The 18647-nt window shown below is 57.6% G+C and carries 21 protein-coding genes; 8 read left to right on the plus strand and 13 right to left on the minus strand.

Translation table 11 applies throughout. From position 1 onward, the window contains the following. Nucleotides 1-25: 25 nt before the first annotated feature. The 3 genes from ACYU0X_RS08795 to ACYU0X_RS08805 form a co-directional block, all read right to left on the minus strand. Complete coding sequence (locus ACYU0X_RS08795; protein ID WP_461900254.1) at nt 26-496, minus strand: NfeD family protein; 471 nt, start codon at nt 494-496, stop codon at nt 26-28. Nucleotides 497-599: 103 nt separating this feature from the next. Continuing rightward, nucleotides 600-1448: a putative RNA methyltransferase gene (locus ACYU0X_RS08800; protein WP_461900255.1), complete on the minus strand. Its 849-nt coding sequence runs from the start codon at nt 1446-1448 to the stop codon at nt 600-602. Continuing rightward, nucleotides 1449-2090 carry a peptide deformylase gene (locus tag ACYU0X_RS08805; RefSeq protein ID WP_461900256.1) on the minus strand — a complete coding sequence of 214 codons (642 nt, stop codon included), beginning with the start codon at nt 2088-2090 and terminating at the stop codon, nt 1449-1451. A 198-nt stretch (nt 2091-2288) separates the two neighbouring features. Between ACYU0X_RS08805 and ACYU0X_RS08810 the strand changes: the two genes are divergently transcribed. Then, nucleotides 2289-2636, plus strand: coding sequence for an ArsR/SmtB family transcription factor (locus tag ACYU0X_RS08810; RefSeq protein ID WP_461900258.1), 348 nt, complete (start codon nt 2289-2291; stop codon nt 2634-2636). A 180-nt stretch (nt 2637-2816) separates the two neighbouring features. Here the strand turns inward: ACYU0X_RS08810 and ACYU0X_RS08815 are convergent, their stop codons facing one another. Beyond that, on the minus strand, nt 2817-4028 hold the full coding sequence (locus tag ACYU0X_RS08815; RefSeq protein WP_461900260.1) for an MFS transporter: 1212 nt from the start codon (nt 4026-4028) through the stop codon (nt 2817-2819). A gap of 97 nt (nt 4029-4125) precedes the next feature. On the opposite strand from ACYU0X_RS08815, the gene ACYU0X_RS08820 reads away from it, so the two are divergent. Both ACYU0X_RS08820 and ACYU0X_RS08825 read left to right on the plus strand, forming a co-directional pair. Continuing rightward, entirely contained in the window at nt 4126-5391 is a 1266-nt protein-coding gene (locus ACYU0X_RS08820; protein ID WP_461900261.1) for a citrate synthase, read from the plus strand. Nucleotides 5392-5558: 167 nt separating this feature from the next. Continuing rightward, a complete protein-coding gene (locus ACYU0X_RS08825) occupies nt 5559-5945 on the plus strand; it encodes a DUF3054 domain-containing protein (RefSeq protein ID WP_461900263.1) in 387 nt (128 codons plus the stop codon). On the opposite strand, the gene ACYU0X_RS08830 is transcribed toward ACYU0X_RS08825, so the two are convergent. Both ACYU0X_RS08830 and ACYU0X_RS08835 read right to left on the minus strand, forming a co-directional pair. Next, nucleotides 5907-6464, minus strand: a complete 558-nt coding sequence (locus ACYU0X_RS08830) for a hypothetical protein (protein WP_461900265.1) — start codon at nt 6462-6464, stop codon at nt 5907-5909. The genes ACYU0X_RS08825 and ACYU0X_RS08830 overlap by 39 nt on opposite strands. 3 nt (nt 6465-6467) lie before the next feature. Next, on the minus strand, nt 6468-7064 hold the full coding sequence (locus ACYU0X_RS08835; protein WP_461900266.1) for a hypothetical protein: 597 nt from the start codon (nt 7062-7064) through the stop codon (nt 6468-6470). A 157-nt stretch (nt 7065-7221) separates the two neighbouring features. On the opposite strand from ACYU0X_RS08835, the gene ACYU0X_RS08840 reads away from it, so the two are divergent. Next, a complete protein-coding gene (locus ACYU0X_RS08840; protein WP_309407156.1) occupies nt 7222-7503 on the plus strand; it encodes an Lrp/AsnC family transcriptional regulator in 282 nt (93 codons plus the stop codon). A 71-nt stretch (nt 7504-7574) separates the two neighbouring features. On the opposite strand, the gene trpD is transcribed toward ACYU0X_RS08840, so the two are convergent. Beyond that, nucleotides 7575-8639 carry an anthranilate phosphoribosyltransferase gene (gene trpD, locus ACYU0X_RS08845; RefSeq protein WP_461900268.1) on the minus strand — a complete coding sequence of 355 codons (1065 nt, stop codon included), beginning with the start codon at nt 8637-8639 and terminating at the stop codon, nt 7575-7577. A 286-nt stretch (nt 8640-8925) separates the two neighbouring features. Between trpD and ctaE the strand changes: the two genes are divergently transcribed. From ctaE to qcrB, 4 genes are all read left to right on the plus strand, one after another. Continuing rightward, nucleotides 8926-9564, plus strand: coding sequence for an aa3-type cytochrome oxidase subunit III (gene ctaE / locus ACYU0X_RS08850; RefSeq protein ID WP_309407153.1), 639 nt, complete (start codon nt 8926-8928; stop codon nt 9562-9564). 73 nt (nt 9565-9637) lie between these two features. Beyond that, on the plus strand, nt 9638-10432 hold the full coding sequence (gene qcrC / locus ACYU0X_RS08855) for a cytochrome bc1 complex diheme cytochrome c subunit (RefSeq protein ID WP_309407151.1): 795 nt from the start codon (nt 9638-9640) through the stop codon (nt 10430-10432). Nucleotides 10433-10502: 70 nt separating this feature from the next. After that, nucleotides 10503-11552: a cytochrome bc1 complex Rieske iron-sulfur subunit gene (gene qcrA, locus ACYU0X_RS08860; protein WP_461900271.1), complete on the plus strand. Its 1050-nt coding sequence runs from the start codon at nt 10503-10505 to the stop codon at nt 11550-11552. Beyond that, nucleotides 11552-13231, plus strand: coding sequence for a cytochrome bc1 complex cytochrome b subunit (qcrB, locus tag ACYU0X_RS08865; protein WP_461902796.1), 1680 nt, complete (start codon nt 11552-11554; stop codon nt 13229-13231). The genes qcrA and qcrB overlap by 1 nt, the downstream gene beginning before the upstream one ends. Nucleotides 13232-13503: 272 nt before the next feature. Here qcrB and ACYU0X_RS08870 read toward each other — a convergent pair whose 3' ends face one another. The 6 genes from ACYU0X_RS08870 to ACYU0X_RS08895 form a co-directional block, all read right to left on the minus strand. Beyond that, nucleotides 13504-13803 (minus strand): DUF1883 domain-containing protein, encoded by a 300-nt coding sequence (locus ACYU0X_RS08870; RefSeq protein ID WP_461900273.1) that lies wholly within the window; start codon nt 13801-13803, stop codon nt 13504-13506. 241 nt (nt 13804-14044) lie between these two features. Next, a complete protein-coding gene (locus ACYU0X_RS08875; protein ID WP_461900274.1) occupies nt 14045-14827 on the minus strand; it encodes a GntR family transcriptional regulator in 783 nt (260 codons plus the stop codon). 82 nt (nt 14828-14909) lie between these two features. After that, nucleotides 14910-15311, minus strand: coding sequence for a cytochrome c oxidase subunit 4 (locus ACYU0X_RS08880; RefSeq protein ID WP_309407141.1), 402 nt, complete (start codon nt 15309-15311; stop codon nt 14910-14912). 2 nt (nt 15312-15313) lie between these two features. Beyond that, complete coding sequence (gene ctaD / locus ACYU0X_RS08885; protein ID WP_461900276.1) at nt 15314-17032, minus strand: aa3-type cytochrome oxidase subunit I; 1719 nt, start codon at nt 17030-17032, stop codon at nt 15314-15316. A gap of 6 nt (nt 17033-17038) precedes the next feature. Beyond that, nucleotides 17039-17929 (minus strand): aa3-type cytochrome oxidase subunit II, encoded by an 891-nt coding sequence (ctaC, locus tag ACYU0X_RS08890; RefSeq protein WP_461900278.1) that lies wholly within the window; start codon nt 17927-17929, stop codon nt 17039-17041. Between the two features lie 212 nt (nt 17930-18141). Further along, the gene (locus ACYU0X_RS08895) at nt 18142-18516 is read right to left on the minus strand and encodes a HesB/IscA family protein (RefSeq protein ID WP_309407135.1); all 375 of its coding nucleotides are present in this window, start codon (nt 18514-18516) and stop codon (nt 18142-18144) included. Between the last annotated feature and the right edge of the window lie 131 nt (nt 18517-18647).

An 18647-nucleotide genomic window follows, 5' to 3' on the forward strand; every position in this document is an offset into this window, starting at 1 on the left:
GTGATAGTTATGGTCTGTGGTCGTTCTAGATTTCCTCGGTGGGCGCCGGTACGAGGTAGGCCGTAGCACCTTCGATGCGGGCCACTACGGCGTAACTGCCCGGATTCATCACCGGGGCGTTGGTTTCGGCGCGGGCGGTCCAAATTTCCCCGACGATTTTTGCGCTACCGGAGATGCGCGAGGTTGGCTCCAAAACCAGTGCGTCCTTGCCGATCAAACGATCGACGTTGGTTCGGAACCCCTCCGGGGACTTACGTAGGTGCCGCACGGCAATTGGCCTGATAAACAAGATCATCAACAGCGATACCACGCCGAAGATCACGACTTGCAACCAGATTTCCCCGTTGAGTAGGGCGGTAACGACACCGCCGAGTGCTCCGACGCCGAGCATGATGAAGTAAAGATCCAGCGAGATCATCTCGATAATGGCCAGCAATAAAAAGAGCGCAAGCCACACAATCCATGCGTTATTTATGATCCATTCAGCCGCTGTCATGGCCTCCACCTTCAATCAGGGACGTGCTATGCCACCGATGTGGCTTTGCGTCCTATTCTGCCGCACGAATACGCGAAACCGCGTACCTATTTGGGCGTATATTTCACGAACGATGCCCGAAAACATAAATGCCAAAGGCCGCGGTGACGGTTTGCGGGCCCAATCCGGCGGCGATCTGCTCAAGGTCGGACAACGCTTGATGGTGCCCTGCCGGACCCATGAATGCCAGGTCTGCCAGTTGTTGTTGGGTAGCGGAAAATTCGTGGCGGAGGTGCTTCTCATCGAGCAATTCGAGGCCAGCGGGGGAGAACTTCTCCAACAACTGGTCGCGTTTGTTGCCGCCAATGCCGAGCATGCCCAGGGGTTCGCGGACCTCTTGGAGATGATCGGGCAGGCCGGTGACCACGATGCAGCGTCCCGTGGGTCGCAGAACGCGGGCGAACTCCGCAGGGTTGTGCGGGGCGAAACAGTTCAGTACAAGGTCGCACGAGCCATCCGTGGCCGGAAGGCGACGCCAGAGATCCCAGACGACGGCCGTGGTCTTCGGAAGCTTCGCGGCGCGTCGCATGGCGTAGCGCGAGATATCTAGCGCCAAGGCCGAAGCCTCGGGCAAGGCGTTGGCCTGGAGGATTTCACCGAGGTAATAGCCGGTGCCGGCGCCGGCATCCACAATATTGCTAGGCGGCGACGCCGGAATCGCACGCGCACGCTCGATCAATTCCTGAGCCAAGGGGGAGTAGTGCCCGGTGGCTTGGAATCGTTCACGGGCGGCCACCATGGGCGCAGTATCCTCGAGGAATTTGGTGCCAGCCCCGGTGAGGAAGTTGTAGTATCCCTGCTTAGCTGGATCGAAACGATGGTTCGCATCGCAGGCCAACGTGGCTCGCGAACCTTCCAGAATGTGGAGTTCTGCCTGGCAGATCGGACAGTAGATATCAATCGTTGCGCGCACCTAGAAGCCCAGAACCTTGCGTGCAGCATCGACATGTAGACCCGGGTAGCGCGACAGTTCGCCTTGCCCGATCAGTGAGCGTGTCTCGGCACGGTCGATGTAGACGGTGCCGGCCAAATGATCGGTCTCATGCTGGAAAATTCGTGCTTGCCAGCCGCTGAAGGATCGCTGGATCTTGGTGCCAGAGGCATCGCTAAACGACGTTTCGATGTCGGCCGGACGCGTGACTACGGCCTGAAAGCCGGTAAAGGACAGGCAACCTTCAAAGAAGCTGGCGGTGCGATCACCCGCCGGGGAGTACGACGGATTAAAGATTTCGAGGTACTCCAACGGTTCGCGTTCCCGGTCCGCGGCGATGGCTGGATCAAGTGCGTACTGGTCTTCTAGCACCGCAATCTGCAGGGATATACCAACTTGGGGAGCGGCGAGACCGACACCTGGGGCGTGGTGCATCGTGTGACGCATGACGCGGAGGAATTCGCTCAGTAGGTCATCGGGTAGCTGGCCGTCGTAAGGCTCGGCGTTCTGGCGAAGCGCTGGATGCCCTAATTGCACGATGGGCACAATATCGTCGGTAGCTTCGGAGACCAGGCGTTCGACCTGATCGCGAAGCTGAGATGACCTCGAGGATTGACTGCTCATAGATCTAGTATTTCTGATTTCAGGGCGAACACCACACTGACGCATATTATGTAAAGTAATAAGTTTCGCCGTGTCAGCGACGGGGAAGTGCCGCAATGGTTGCATTCCGTGGCGAGGCGCTCATAATGGGAAGCATCCTCAGGGCCCAAGTGGTGCCTCCGGAATAAACGGTCAACGGTGATACGGGGCGTGATGATCATGACGCAGGGTAACAACGATGCCGAGATGCAATTCCTCGCTAGCGACGAGCTTGAGATGGCTTCCGGCATATTGGGTACGTTGTCAGATCCGATGCGCCTACAGATGCTCTGGGCGCTGTGCCAAGGTGAATGCACGCTTAGCGACTTAGCCCAGCAATGCGGCGTGAGCACCAACGTAGCCAGCCAACTAATGACTCGCTTACGAACAGCTGGAGTTCTGCGTTCGCACAAAGATGGACGGCACGTGATCTACGAACTGCACGACGACCAGCTGCGAGACTTCATTGAGAGCGTTGTAGACATGGCACGCCGTCGTCTGCGCATGGAACTCGATGATGCTTCGTAGCCAGATACCAACTAGCTCAAACCCCTGATTATCAGCAGGTCATCAAAGAGCCGATAATCTACATTATGTAAAGTAGTGGATTCTTTGCACTACCCCGGCGCATTCGTCTGCACCGCCTATCTTCACTAACGCCGCCCCAGTCACGTCGTAGTGCGTCGACATTTTTACCAGACCATCTCTTTAGTTTCGAGCGTCCCATACGGGAGCAATGAAGAATGCGATGGCTCCTGCTACGACTGAACCTGCGCCACATACCAAAATGGTTAGCGTTGACCCACCTAGCGACAAGGTGAAGCTGATGATGCCAGCGCTAACAAGATTGCTGGCGGTGAATATGACTGAAGTCAGAGCAATGAGTCTTTCCCTAAAGCCGGACGATTGTCCCCAAGTGGTCGCCATAGTTGATGACGACGTCAAGGCAAGTCCGCGACCTACTCCGGCAACGAAAGAACTAACCAGAATCGTGGCTTCGGTAAGGCTCGAGGGAAAGAGAAAGGCAATTAAACCGAGGCCAAGCAATACGCTGCCCCCGGCGTAGCAACTCCTGAGGTAAAACTCGGCTCGTGCGACAACCATCGCGCCTAGCAGTGAACCAAGTGTATGCGCTGAGACAATCAAGCCCGCATATCCCTCGACCCCATCAAGAAGATCGCGAGCGGCTAGGGGTGCAATGACTTGAATGTTGAATCCAAACGCACAGACAAAAGAGAAGGCGACTAGAAACATTCTGACGTTCCGGTTGCCTAGAATCTGGATTTGGTCAGCTTCTCCCCCGGTATCCAGCGCCTGTGGATGCAGAACTCTGAGCACCTTGATGGCCCGAGTAGAAAGTGCAGCAGCGGCAAGACAAACAACCCCGTCAATTATGAGCCAGACCTGCCAGAGCCCGGAAGCCAAAGCCAATCCTGCCAGCAGCGGAGCTGCCAAACGAGCGCCATTGCTGTACGCGGTGATGAGTGACATAGCCCGGCGACGTTGGCGTTCAGGATGAAGATCGGCGGTTATCGTTCTACGACCTGGCGTCTGCACGGTCGAAGCAGTCGCATAGATCAAGCTCACGACCAAGGCCACGTTGAAGTTATAGCCCACTAAGAGCGAAATGACACCAAAACTAATCGCACTTGCGCCTTGAAGCCAAAGGCTCGCGACAAGTGCTGATCGGAAGTTGAAGCGGGACTTTGAGCTACGAATGAGCAACAACAAAACCAGCGCGGGGAATGATTGTGCAGTTAACTGCAAGCCCACGGCCAGAGGGTCCTCTGCCCTTAAAACCGCGAGGGCGGCAAGAAGAAAGAAGACGCCTTGCGTAGTCGCCCCGTTCGCAATCGATAGCCATACGTAGGTACTACGCAGATGCGCATTGACGCCCTTGTGGGGCGATGAAGCAGACAAGCACCTACGCGAGGGCCTCGAGGGTTTCCACATGTTCCCCAGTATCAAGATTGATGCTAGGTTCATCAATGTTGATTCAGTCAAGTAAGGAGCCAAAATGGGAGATATTCCGCGACTTACTGTGGGGCAAACGGCGATCCGACTAAACGTGAAACCAGCAACTGTTTACGCTTATATTTCTCGTGGCCTGCTGCGTAGCCAGAGATCAAGTAATGGATCGACACTCGATTCTCTAGAGGTCGAAGAGTTCGCCCAACGGCGGAGACGACACCCGGTTTCTTCAGTTACGCAGATGGATGGGACGCGGTATTCTGCGCACGGGGTACCGCTAATGGTTCTGGATACTGATATTTCCCATGTCCTAGATGGCGAGCTCTACTTTCGAGGCGTTCCAGTCACCGAGCTCGCCACCCAGCACGCGTTCGAATCCGTCGCTCACTGGCTCTGGAGCGGAGAATTACGAGCCCCGGAGAAATTTACAGTCGACATTAGCGACGTTCGAATGGCTGGAAATGTAGTAGCTGCCTTGCCTCGTTTCGCTTCGACCTTGGACAAAGTATCGACAGCAGTCTTGGCGCTTGGCGCGACCGATCCCCTGCGTTATGCAACACGAGAGAATGTGACTGGGCTGGGTGCAAGGATACTGGCTGGAATCGTCGGGGCCTTGAACTATGCTCGCCAGGACGACGCGCAGGTGAATAATTTGCATCCCGATTCAGGAAGTATCGCTAGCGGGCTACGACGTGCATTCGGTTCGACTCATGAGTCGCATTCGGCTGGTATCCGCGCGCTAGATGCAGCGTTAATTCTACTAGTTGACCACGATCTAGCTATTTCCACTTTGGCCGCGCGGGCCGCTGCTTCTGCGCGAGCGACGGTCTACGGGGTTCTCTCGAGCGCTATGGGTGCGATGGATTCCGAGCTTCACGGTAATGCTAGCCACGAGGCTGCAGAATTGATCAATCTCGCGATTGAATGTCCTTCTCCGGATCAAGCTCTGGCAAAATTCATGGCTGCAAGTAGCGGGAGAGTCCCAGGATTCGGCCATGCGCTGTACCCAGAAGGCGACCCGCGCGCCCAAATCCTTTTGGACGTCCTCCAACGTGAGGTTCCGGACTCGCCAGTTCTTGCGACAGTTGATTCGCTGTCAGATTTTATGTCGAATCGCATGCAGCTCCAGCCTAATATTGACTTGGCTCTGGCTGCCCTACTGCTCATTGAGGGCATGCCGCACGATGCAGGTACGGCAATCTTCGCTATTTCGCGTTCTGTTGGCTGGATAGCCCACATGATGAACGAATGCGAATACGCTCCCATGCGGTTACGACCTCATGGCCGATACGTTGGACCTGCACCTAGCTAACTGCTTTGGTCGTACGAGTGAATTCCACCAGTGCTACATCTGTAGGGTGACCGTCGGCGACGACGCGAGCAATGGTACTGAAAGCACTAACTTCCCTGGTGGTTGTGACTTATTCGGGCCGCTCTGGTGGCAAAGTACCTGACACCCGGTGAACTACGATGGATAGTATGTCTGAGAAGCCCGCGCGTTGGATTACCTACCTCATTATTGACCTAGTGCTCATTATTCTGTTCGCGGCGCTCGGCCGACGCGAACATGAACATGGACTATCCCTCGCTGGAATTCTAGGGACTGCTGCCCCATTCCTCTTGGCTTACCTAGTTATGGCGTTGCTTTCACGGCCATGGTTTAGCATCAACAAGATCTGGCCCGCCGGCGTCCTCGTCTGGATCGGCACGGTTGCCTTCGGTATTGCCTTGCGTCTGCTATTCGGAAGCACAGCAGCGCTTCCTTTTATTATCGTTGCCACCATTGTGCTCGGTGTGTTCTTGCTCGGTCGCCGTGTGCTGACCAAATTACTGCACAAGCGGCTGACCCAGCAGGGCAACGCCTAGTCCGTAACCAGCAAGCGCGGTGAGTCCGCTTGAAAAAGTACCTAGGATAAATTGCTCGGCGGCAACGGTGTCCTTCAGTTCAGCGAAGCGACCGAGTCCCTTGATGGCCATGACGACCGCGATTCCTTCGGGCCAGCCTGCCCACAGGGAAACGATGATGGCCGTACGTTCGAGAAGGCCGATCCAGAGTCCTCCCTTCAGCGGCGATGGGTCTCTGTCAGTTTCGCCGGCATGTTCGGTACGTGCGCGAGCAAAAACGGCTTCGGTGAACGGTCCACCGCATAAAACCGCATAGAGCCCCGTCATACCAATAATCCACGGAGCTGGCATCCACGAATGGTCCTGCTCCCCCGACGTCGCACCTCCGATAATTGCAAAGATGCCACTGAGCGCACCTAGAGCCAAAGCAAGCACGGTAAGAAGTCTCTTCAGGCGCAGGCGTTTTGGCGCCTCAAGGGCGAAGGCCCCGCCACCAGCGGCTGTGCCTAGAACAAGTGCGATGAACGACAGAACGAGCATTCCTTATTCCTTTTCTAGCTTCTTAAGTTCTTCGTCCAGTGCTGTGGCTGCGTGCTCCATAAGTCGCTGACATTCGAACCACAGGGCGGCCGCCACGCGCGAAGACACGGCCTGTTGACTGATACCTAGTTTCTCGGCCGCTTCGGCTTGGGTATAGCCCTGGTCCAACAAGGTACCGGCATCCCATGCTGTGGAGCGGCGTTTCGCGACGATATTCGACAGTAGCTGAAGTTCGGCTTCGAGACGTTCCGACTCCCCCGTTGCCCCTGCCACGGCGAGGTGTCCAGAGGAATGTTTGGCGCGTTCCACAGCATCTCGCGCGTACTCAAAAGCAAGACCACGCCCGGCACGTGTTTCACTGGGTAGCGGTTCTTCAACTGAGCCATATCCTAGCCCTACGCTCCAGTCGCCGGATGCTGCAAGCATGACGGCAAGACGCACCGCTTCAAGTGAATTGTCGAGCACGGCCTGAACTTCATCGCCGGCGGTCCGCTGAAAGGGCCGAATGTGTGACACCGTAGAGTTAGCGCGATCTATTAACTCGGCAACCTTATCTTCCGAGCTGCGCGAGTGACGCTGGTCAATAGTCAAGACGATCATTCAACAAGGTTAAAACATTGTATTCCTGATTACAAGGTTTTATATTTGTATTGTGTGCTACGCACTTAGAGTTTTGTGCTTTCTGTACGCCAATCCACTGGACTAGACTCGTGATCAAAGGAAGATTGCCCAAAGAGAGACCTTGGAGGTACCCATAGTGGTCACCGCATTCGTGATGATCCAGACCGCCACCGACAGTATTCCCGAGTGTGCGCAGCAAATTTCGGAGATCGAGGGGATCAGCGAGGTCTACTCAGTCGCTGGCGACTGGGACCTTATTGCCGTGGCGCGCGTAACCCGGCACGAAGATCTGGCCGAAGTGATTGCCAACAAGCTCTCAAAGATCCCCGGAATTCGCGGCACCCAGACGCATATTGCCTTCCGCGCGTATTCAGCTCATGACCTGGAAGCAGCCTTCTCGTTGGGTCTTGACGACTAGTCTTTAGGTGCAGAACAACGGGGGCGGAACATCAAACGATGTTCCGCCCCCGTTGTTCTGCGTACGGCGTACTATCCGACAATTCGAGTGGTGCTATTGGCCCACCGTTGTAGCGTTTCGCCTGCGGCGCCGGAGTCGATTGAATGTGCCGCGCGCTTCAGGGCCGATTCCATTCGTTGCTGGAATGGCTGGTCCGCGGAATCTTCAAACGCGACGATGCCGGCGGCGGAGTTCAGCAGTACGGCGTCGCGGACCGGACCGTGGGCGCCCTGAATAATATCCCGAACTACTTGGGCGTTTGCTGCGGCTTCTCCCCCGCGCAAGTCATCGAGCGTTGCCCGCTCAAGGCCAATGTCACGCGCATCAAAGGCGAATTCTTCGACCTTCCCGTTGCGCACTTCCCAGACACGGTTGGCCGCGGTGGTCGTCATTTCATCAAGTCCGTCGTCACCCCGGAATACAAGACCGCGGACACCGCGCTGGGCCAGAACGCCGGCCATGATGGGCGCCATGCGCAGGTCGGAGCAGCCAATGGCTGAGGCGTTGGGAAGTGCCGGATTTGTCAGGGGTCCCATGAAGTTAAAGGCAGTCGGAACTCGCAGTTCCCTGCGGGCGCCGGCAACGTGTCGCATCGAGGGATGGAATACGTTCGCAAAGCAAAAGGCGATTCCCACTTCGTCGAATACTTCCGAAAGCCGCTCGACGGGTACATCGAGCCGTACATTGAGCGCTTCGAGGACATCGGCGGACCCGGACGACGAGGAAGATGCTCGATTGCCGTGTTTAACGATCTTGATGCCGGCTCCGGCGCAGACCAGCGTGGACATCGTCGAAATATTCACGGTGTTCTGCCGGTCGCCACCGGTGCCTACAATGTCTAGAGTTTGTTCTTCGATGTACAAGGGTCTTGCGTTCTCGACCATGGAGTCGACCAGACCGGTCAATTCATCAACCGTCTCGCCCTTGGAGCGCAGTCCGACCAGTAGACCTGCGATCTGTACATCGCTGGCTTGCCCGGTCATGATTTGGCCCATTGCCCAAGCGGCCTCCGCGCGCGTGAGATCCCGGCCGGAAATCACGGCCGACAAAAGGTTTGGCCAGGTTGGGAACTTTTCATTTTGAGCTGTCGTTGACACGTTGTAAGCGTATCGAGGGCATGGGCTACGCTTCCACTTCATTGCGTGTCACGAAGGAAAAATCTAGGGCGCAGGTCACCTGAAAACACCCGGAAATAGGTAACAAATTCGTTGCCTAAGTGGTGCGGGAGTATGACGCGCCGTAAGGCGCTCTACGAATTGTAGAAAGACTTTCGAGCCAACTTCCCCGTGTTTCCGCGGCTCTGGGCTCTATGTGGCGTAGAAAACCTCTGTCACGCCGGTTTTGCATTGGTATATGTAGGCCGTTTAGAGACATAATGTCAGTGTGACAACTGCGACTCATGCCCCAAATACGACGGCGCACCATGCGCCGAACCGCCCAAACATGGTGTCGGTGGGAACGATGGTATGGCTCTCGAGCGAGCTCATGTTCTTCGCCGCGCTTTTTGCCATGTATTTCAGCCTTCGTGCGGCCGCCCCAGAAATGTGGGCGACTGAAACCGCGAAGTTGAACGTACCGTTCGCGCTGATCAACACCATCATCCTGGTGTCCAGCTCCTTCAGCTGCCAGCTTGGCGTTTTCCGCGCCGAAGAGTTCAAGGCCCGCCGTAGTGGCGGCGTCTTCAACGTTAAGGAATGGGGAATGATCGAATGGTTCATTCTCACCTTCATCCTTGGCGCGATCTTTGTTGCCGTGCAGGCCTATGAATACACCGAACTGGTTCACCACGGTATTGCCCTGAACTCGAACTCCTACGGTTCTGCCTTCTACATGACCACCGGCTTCCACGGCATGCACGTGCTCGGTGGCCTTATCGCCTTCTTGCTGATCATTGGCCGTGCCATGCTCGCCAAAAAGTTCGGTCACTTCGAGGCAACCGGCGGCATCGTTGTGTCCTACTACTGGCACTTCGTTGACGTCGTGTGGATCGCGCTGTTCGTGATCATCTACTTCTTGAAGTAGGCAACAAATATTCATCGGTTGCCTCCATAGAAGTAGGGCAACACCACACCAAGACAAAGTGAGGAACCAGCAAGTGAAGGCTCTTTCCAAAAAGCGCCGCCACCCGCTCGCCGCTGTGGCTCTGCTGTTGTTCGGATTGCTTATCACCGGCAGTCTCTACACCGCAGCGGGAAATATCCAGGAAGCGAAGGCGGCGGAAACTAGCACCGCTTCGCAGAGCGATATTGAGGAAGGCGGCAAGCTCTTCGTTGCCAACTGTGCCACTTGCCACGGCAAGAACGCCGAAGGGACCAACGATGGTCCGTCGCTGATCGGCGTTGGTGCCGCAGCCGTTGACTTCCAGGTCGGCACCGGCCGTATGCCGATGCAGATGCAGGGCCCACAGGCTCAGGTCAAGCCGGTTCAGTTCGACGACGAGCAGATCTCCCAGTTGGCTGCTTACGTAGCTAGCCTCGGAGCCGGCCCGGCCATCCCCGACGAGCAGTACCTCGACACTTCCGAGGGCGACGCTGCACACGGTGGCACCGTCTTCCGCGTGAACTGCGCCATGTGCCACAACGCTGCCGCTGCTGGTGGTGCGTTGACCCGCGGTAAGTTCGCGCCGACGCTAACTGGTGTCGAAGAGAAGCACATTTACGAAGCCATGGCGACCGGCCCGCAGAACATGCCGGTGTTCAACGACTCGAACATCACCCCGACCGAGAAGCGTGACGTGATCACCTTCCTGAAGACCATTGAAGCTAATGGTTCCGCCGGTGGTGCCGCATTGGGTTCGTTGGGTCCTGTGGCTGAGGGTCTGTTTATCTGGACCGCTGGTCTGGGAATCGTTATCGCCTTCACCATCTGGCTGACCTCGCGTCCTTCCTAAGGCGCCCGCGGTGTTAGAGCCGCGACATCACTACGTACGAAAATTCCTAAGAGAAGGATGAGAGAGAAACATGGGCGACCATAGTCACGGCAGTCCCGAAGACTCGGGCACCGTTGCTAAGGCTGACGATGTGGCTCAGGACCGTTTCCCGGATCCGGGCCTACCCCCACACCGTCCGCGTCTCGCAGATCGCGATCCGCGCGCAGCCAAGCGACACGAGCGCCAGGTAGCGCTGCTATTTACCATCTCCATCATCGGCACGCTGTTCTTCTTCGTTGCCTACTTTGTGCTGGGTCAGCTGGGCGATATGAGCTTCGCCGAGTTGCGTGTGCAGAACGCCGCGTTGGGCCTTGGTACCGCCTTTGCCATGCTCGGCATCGGTATCGGCATTGTGCACTGGGCTAAGACCCTGATGCCGGACCACGAGCTGGTGGAAGAGCGTCACGAAATCCGTTCGGAAGCAGACCGCAAGGATGCTCAGGAGATCATCGACACCGTGCTCGATGAGTCGGGCATCAAGCGCCGTCCGCTGATCCGCAACACCCTGATCGGTGCCATTGCATTGGCTCCGATTCCGGCGATCTTCATGTTCCGCGATCTTGACCGCACCGGTAACACCGCTAGCGAGATGATCGACAGCCTGCGTCACACCATGTGGGACACCGGCGTGCGTCTGACTCGCGACCCATCGGGAACCCCGATCAAGGCCGCAGATGTTCAGATCGGTTCGGCCTTCCACGTTATTCCTGAGGGTCTGAACGAAGCCGAGCAGCCGCTGAACGAAAAGGCTAAGGCCGTCGTTCTGTTGATGCGCATGGACCCGAAGGAGATGAACGTCTCCCCCGGTCGCGAGGACTGGAACGTTGACGGTATCGTCGCTTACTCCAAGATTTGCACTCACGTGGGTTGCCCGATTGCACTTTACGAGCAGCACACCCACCACCTGCTGTGCCCGTGCCACCAGTCGACCTTCGACCTCGCCAACGAGTGCAAGGTTGTCTTCGGTCCGGCAGGTCACGCACTTCCGCAGTTGCCGATCGAGGTTGACGCCGAGGGTTACCTGGTAGCCAAGAGCGACTTCCATGAGCCGGTTGGCCCGAGCTACTGGGAGCGTGGTTAATCATGGCCGCAAATACCACTGAGTACACGGCAGCAACCAAGACCGGTCGCATTGCCGACTTCGTGGACTCCCGCGTTGGCGGGTCCGCAATGGTCAAGGAATTCGGCCGGAAGATCTTCCCGGATCACTGGTCCTTCATGTTCGGTGAAGTAGCGCTGTACACCTTCGTACTGCTGCTGCTCTCGGGCACCTTCCTGACCTTCTTCTTCGATCCTTCGATGGCTCACGTCACCTACAACGGTAGCTACGTGCCGATGAAGGGCGTTGGCATGTCCACCGCCATGGCCTCGACCCTGGACATCTCCTTTGATGTTCGCGGCGGTCTGTTCATGCGCCAGGTCCACCACTGGTCGGCGCTGCTGTTTGTCGCATCGGTGTCCGTCCACATGCTGCGTGTCTTCTTCACCGGCGCCTTCCGACGCCCGCGCGAACTGAACTGGATCGTCGGTGGCGTCCTGCTCATCCTGGGTCTGGCTGCCGGCTTCACCGGCTACTCGCTGCCTGATGATCTGCTGTCCGGTAACGGTCTGCGCATTATCGACGGCGTTATGAAGGCCCTGCCGATCGTCGGTACCTACCTGTCGATGTTCTTCTTCGGTGGGGAGTTCCCGGGCGAGCACGTGATTCCACGTCTCTACTCGCTGCACATCATGATCGTTCCGGCCATGATCCTGCTGATGGTTGCCATCCACCTGTTCATGGTTGTCGTGCACAAGCACACCCAGTACCCCGGCCCGGGCCGCACCAACAACAACGTTGTCGGTTTCCCGGTTGGTCCGGTGTACGCAGCGAAGGCCGGTGGCTTCTTCTTCATCGTCTTCGGCATCATCGCGCTGATCTCCGGTCTGTTCCAGATCAACCCGGTGTGGAACTACGGCCCTTACGACCCGTCGCCGGTGTCGGCCGGTACCCAGCCTGACTGGTACATCGGCTTCGTCGATGGCGCCCTGCGTCTGATGCCAGGTGTCTTGGGTAACTTCAGCTTCGAATGGGTTATTCCGTTCCCGTGGGGTGACAACACCCTGGTCCTGAACGTGTTGCTCCCCGCGCTGGTTCCGGCCGGTGCCTTGTTCGCAGTGATGTTTGCTTGGCCGTGGATCGAGCGTTGGGTCACCAAGGACAACCGCGAGCACCACCTGCTGGATCGTCCGCGTAACGCCCCGTTCCGCACCGCCGTTGGCGCTGCTGGAGTGGTGTTCTACTCGGTCATGTGGGCTGCCGCATCCTCCGACTTGATCGCGACGCACTTCCATGTGTCGCTGAACGATGTCACCTACTGGTTGCGTACGCTGTTCTTCCTTGGTCCAGTGGTTGCGTTCTTCCTGACCCGCCGTATTTGCCTGTCGCTGCAGCGCAAGGACCGCGAGATCGTGCTGCACGGCCGCGAGGCTGGCATCATCGAGATGTCGCCGGAGGGCGGCTTCTCGGAGAAGCACGAGCAGGTCGACGTGTACCGCCGTTACGTACTGACGAACTTCAACGATCGTCAGTACATCCCGGCAGAACCAGATGCAGCCGGCCACATCTCCCGCAAGGAGAAGCGTCGCGCGAAGATCTCGAAGTTCTTCTTCGAAGATCGTGTTGCTCCGGTGACCCCGTCCGAGCTGGAAGCCGCTCACGCGGCACACGGCCACCACGAGGTCGAGGGCGACAATAAGTCTGAGTCGCTCGAGAGCTAAGCTCTCACCGCATTAGTCACAAAGAGAGGGACCCGCATTGCGGGTCCCTCTTTTGTATGCTCTGGACGTGATTCAGAATCGCACGTCGGTCTGAAAGGTTGTCGATCCGTGGTTGTGCAGTCCGCTGCCTCCGAGTTCGCGTCCACCAACCGCTGACGCCAACCGAGCCCGACTCCCCTACAGAAACGTGTCAGACCCTCGGCGGAGCCGTTTACGGGTCTTCTGACGCCGTCATGGTTCCTTAGGTCGCCACGCCACCGGGAGTGTAGCGACTAGAGCCTCTGCGAAGGACGTGCCCGGTGCTCGACATCGACCGAGTGGCGCACCAGTGGCCCGCCAAGGCCTTCGAGATCAACAACGAGAAACCAAGGTCCAGAACTGGGTACTCGTAGCCGGTAGGGCGCTTTACGTGCGACTGATTCCCGCGCACTGTATTCGACGCCATCTTCGAAAGCCGCGAAATTTTCGGGATCCATGAGGCGAACGTTGGCCGGTCGGCTCAACGTAATCACCAATGTGCTGCCGCGTTCCAGATGCTCCCAGTGATACTCGGCAAATTTACGCTCTGTCATACCGCTAGCCTCTCATGAGAGCGATTTGGTATGCCCTAGGCTTTCTCGCGCGCCCCGGAGTCTCATTGCCTACCGCCGCTCGATACGAGAAGTACGTGGAGACACCAGCGCACCACCCACTCGTTGGTGCCCGTGGCAGTTTGTGAAGTCTCACGAGCGGCTGTCGAGATAGGTCGACGCCAGAAGGACCTACTCCCCCGTGCCCAGAGGCTCTAGACGGCTCTCTACGGGGTGCAGAAGGTTAGAAGGTGTCCGAGTAGCGTGGCGTACCGGTTCCGAGGCGCTGTAGCGGCACAAAGAGCTTATAGCGATCCGAACGATACAGCGAGACGGAATAGTCGGCCAGCCGTTCGCCGATGTAGGCGTAGCGAGTGATCTGCAGCAAGGGGAAACCTGGCTCAACACCCAACAGATCGGCCTGGCTGTGGCTAGCGGCGCGACTCTCGACCTGATCTTCGCCCCACTCCAGCAACAGGCCATAACGCTCATGAAGGGCCTGATAGAGCTTTGACGGCGGAGGGCCGTCGATAAAGCCCGGCACGAGGTCGGCGGGCATATAGTTCTCGTCAAGGCTCATGGGTGTGCCATCGGCCAGCAGGAGGCGCTTGAAGCGTACGACGGGCTGTCCCTCTTCGATCATCAACTGAGCGGCCAAGTGCCCGGACGCCTTGATGGTGTCGAACTTCAACACATGTGCATCCGGCACCATGCCACGACGCATCATGTCTTCGCTGTAGGAGTGTAGCCGGACGCGGAGGTCCATCTTTTCGGGTACCACGAAGGTCCCGATCCCCACGACGCGCTTGAGCACCTGCTCGTCGACAAGTGCGTCAATGGCATGGCGAATGGTCTTGCGGGCCACGCCAAAGTGCTCGGACAGCTCACGTTCGGGTGGTAGCCGGTATCCGGGCTGGCAGGCCTCACGAGCATGCGTTTTCAGGATCTCGCGGATCTGCTTGTACTTGCTCAGAGGACTCTCCGGATCCAGTCCTTCGGTGACCGGTGGCTGAGGTACATTCCGCATGATTTACCTGACTTGTCGTAGTGCGTTAAATGCCGAAACGGGGTGGCAAGAACTATCTTGCCACCCCGTTACCGGAATTTACTTAGTGGGCGTGATCGCCACGGCTGTACTCGTAGACCCAGCCGGTCACACCGACGATGGCCAGGCCAGCGCCGATGTAGAAGACCCACCAACCCACGGCCAGGCCGAGGAAGGAGATCGCAGCGGCTGCGGCCAATACCAGCGGCCACCAGCTCCACGGGGAGAACATGCCGATCTCGCCGGCGTTCTCGTGGATTTCGCCATCGAGGCGGTCCTCGGGACGAGCACCAACGCGCTTAGCGGTGAACAGCAGGTACCAACCAACCATTGCGGACAGGCCCACCAGCATCAGCAGGGCCAGTACGCCAACCCACTCGCTCCAGTTGGTCATGTAGCCATACACGACCGCTACCGGTGCGAAGAAGAAGACTCCACCCAAGAAGATCCAGGATTCGATTTTCACCGTTACACGTCCTTCTGATCAGCCGGGCCAAAGATCTTGGCGGCCGGTGCGGATGGGGTTGCGCGGCCAGACAATTCCGGGTGGTGCAGATCCAGCGCAGGGCGCTCGGAACGAATACGCGGAATCGAGTGGAAGTTGTGGCGTGGCGGCGGGCAAGAAGTTGCCCACTCCAGCGAAGCACCAAAGCCCCACGGATCGTCAACTTCAACCTTCTTGGCGCTACGTGCGGTGATCCAAACGTTCCAGAAGAACGGAATCAGCGACATGCCCAGGATGAAGGCGAAGACGGTCGATACCTGGTTCATGGTGGTGAAGCCATCTTCCGGCATGTAGTCGGCGTAACGACGTGGCATACCCATAACGCCCAGCCAGTGCTGGATCAGGAAGGTGCCGTGGAAGCCGATGAACAGCAACCAGAAGTGGATCTTGCCCAGGCGCTCGTTGAGCATCCGGCCGGTCCACTTGGGCCACCAGAAGTAGAAGCCAGCGAACATTGCGAAGACCACGGTACCGAAGACCACGTAGTGGAAGTGAGCAACCACGAAGTAGGAGTCGGAGACATGGAAGTCAAGTGCTGGAGCCGAGAGGATAATACCGGTCAGACCACCGAAGAGGAAGGTGATCATGAAGCCAATACTCCAGAGCATCGGGGTTTCGAAGGTAATCGAACCGCGCCACAGGGTACCGATCCAGTTGAAGAACTTCACACCGGTCGGAACCGCGATCAGCATGGTCATGAAGCCGAAGAACGGAAGCATGACGGCGCCGGTCACGTACATGTGGTGAGCCCACACGGAGGCGGACAGTGCTGCAATCGCGATCGTTGCGAAGACCAGACCCTTGTAACCGAAGATCGGCTTGCGGCTGAAGACCGGGAAGATCTCGGAGACGATACCGAAGAACGGCAGGGCGATGATGTACACCTCGGGGTGACCGAAGAACCAGAACAGGTGCTGCCACAAGACGGCGCCACCGTTATCGGGGTCGAAGATGTGTGCACCGAAGCGACGGTCCGCGCCCAGGGCGAACAGTGCGGCTGCCAGCGGCGGGAAGGCCATGAGCACCAGGATCGAGGTGATCAGGGTGTTCCAGGAGAAGATCGACATGCGCCACATGGTCATACCCGGTGCGCGCAAGCAGATGATCGTGGTGATGAAGTTGACCGCACCAAGGATGGTACCGAAGCCCGACAGGCCCAGACCGAAGACCCACAGGTCGCCACCGATACCCGGGGAGAACGTGGTGTTCGACAGCGGTGCGTAGGCGAACCAACCGAAGCTAGCTGCACCCTGCGGGGTGAGGTAGCCGGCCACGGCGATGGTCGAACCGAAGGAGAAGAACCAGAAGGCCAGTGCGTTCAGTCGCGGGAATGCCACATCGGGCGAGCCGATCTGCAGCGGCATCATCACGTTAGCGAAGCCGGCGAACAGCGGGGTTGCGAACATCAGCAGCATCACGGTGCCGTGCATCGTGAACAGCTGGTTGTACTGTTCCTTGGTCTGCAGGATCTGCATACCTGGTTCGAACAACTCTGCACGGATCAACAGCGCCATAACGCCACCGATGCAGAAGAAGAGGAACGACATGACCAGGTACATGTACCCGATCTTCTTGTGGTCGGTCGAAGTGATGTAGTCGAGGAAGAGGCGACCCTTGGACTTCGGAACCACGGATGGTGCGATCGCACGAGCGTCGTCTGTTGCGTATTCAAACGTCGTCATAATCGATTACTCCCCTTCCCCGTGAGCGCCGTTTTCTCCGGCGGTGGAGTTCACCTTGTTCGGCTTGCGGTCGTACTCCTCGCCGAGGTGTCCATCGTCGAGCTTGGCGAGCTGGGCCTTGAACTCGGCCTCGTCGACAACCTTGACGTTGAAGAGCATCTCGGAGTGGTACTCACCGCACAGCTCGGCGCACTTGCCGTCGTAGGTGCCCTCAACCTGAGGAGTCAGGTAGATGTGGTTGGTGCGACCTGGGATCATATCCAGCTTCTGCAGGAAGGCTGGGACCCAGAACGAGTGGATGACGTCGCGGCTGTTCAGCTGCAATTCAACGCTCTTACCTGCCGGCAGGTAGAGGGTCGGAAGCGAATCACGCACGCCTTCGGAGCCGTCCTTGTTCAGGTGAGCCTGCTCACCGGCGAAGTACTTCTGCTGACCCTGGTAGTCATAGTTGAAGTCCCAGGACCACTGCTTGGCTCGAACGTCGACAACAAGCTCGGAATCAACCTTGGTGTTGATTTCCTTTTCGAGGTTGTTGTTAAAGCTAAAGAAGACCAACACCATCACCAAAGGAACGGCGGTGTAGAAGATCTCCAATGGCAGGTTGTAGCTCATCTGACGCGGGTAACCAGTGTCGGACTTGCGACGGCGGTAGGCGACGATGCACCACAGCATCAGGCCCCAAGTCAAAATACCGATGATAATCACGGCGAGCCACGAGTGCGTCCAGAAATCCTGAATCGCACCGGTGTGGTTGGTGGTGTCACGCTCCACGTTTGGGAGCCAACCCCGTTTAGCCTCCGCTGAACATCCCGTCAACAGCAATGCGCCGGTGCCAACCAAAGCCAGGACTTTGGCTTTAGCAGACCCGCGACTGCCGGTTCGGTCTTGCGAACTCACAGACGGCCCTTCCTCTTTGTTGGTGCAGAATGTGGTCTTCATAAGTCACCCCGCATTTACAGGTTGCACGGTGAGGTGGCTCACGAAGCGAAACATAGTTTTACTACTTAATGTAGAGCTTACCCTCTTGGGGCCCAGAATGCAGAAAAACACCGCTGCCCGACCGAGATTTTTCATCAACGGTCGAGCAGCGGTGTTAGTTCCCGCGGCCTTTAGTGGAAGGAGTCACCGCAAGCGCATGAGCCCGAAGCACTTGGGTTATCGATGGTGAAGCCCTGCTTGGCGATGGTGTCCTCAAAATCGATGGAGGCGCCAGCCAGGTACGGAACGCTCATCTTGTCCACGATGACCTCGACCCCGTCGAAGTCACGGACGGCGTCACCGTCGAGCACACGCTCATCGAAGTACAGCTGGTAGATCAGACCGGAGCAGCCACCTGGCTGCACGGCGATGCGAAGGCGTAGATCGTCGCGGCCCTCCTGCTCGAGCAACGAGCGCACCTTTTCCGCGGCAACGTCACTGAGCTTCACATCGTGGCTTGGCAACTCGGTTGGGTCGCCCTTCACGTCATTGGCTGCTGCAGTCATGATTTTCCTCCCATACTGCTTATGCTGATTCGAGTCCTTGGTCGGTGTAACGCCGGGACCGAACATTTTCTTCCTTCTATCCTACGGGCCATGCTTCCCATCTGGGCAGAGCGCGTTCCGTTATATGACGC

Source organism: Glutamicibacter sp. X7, from assembly GCF_054889245.1.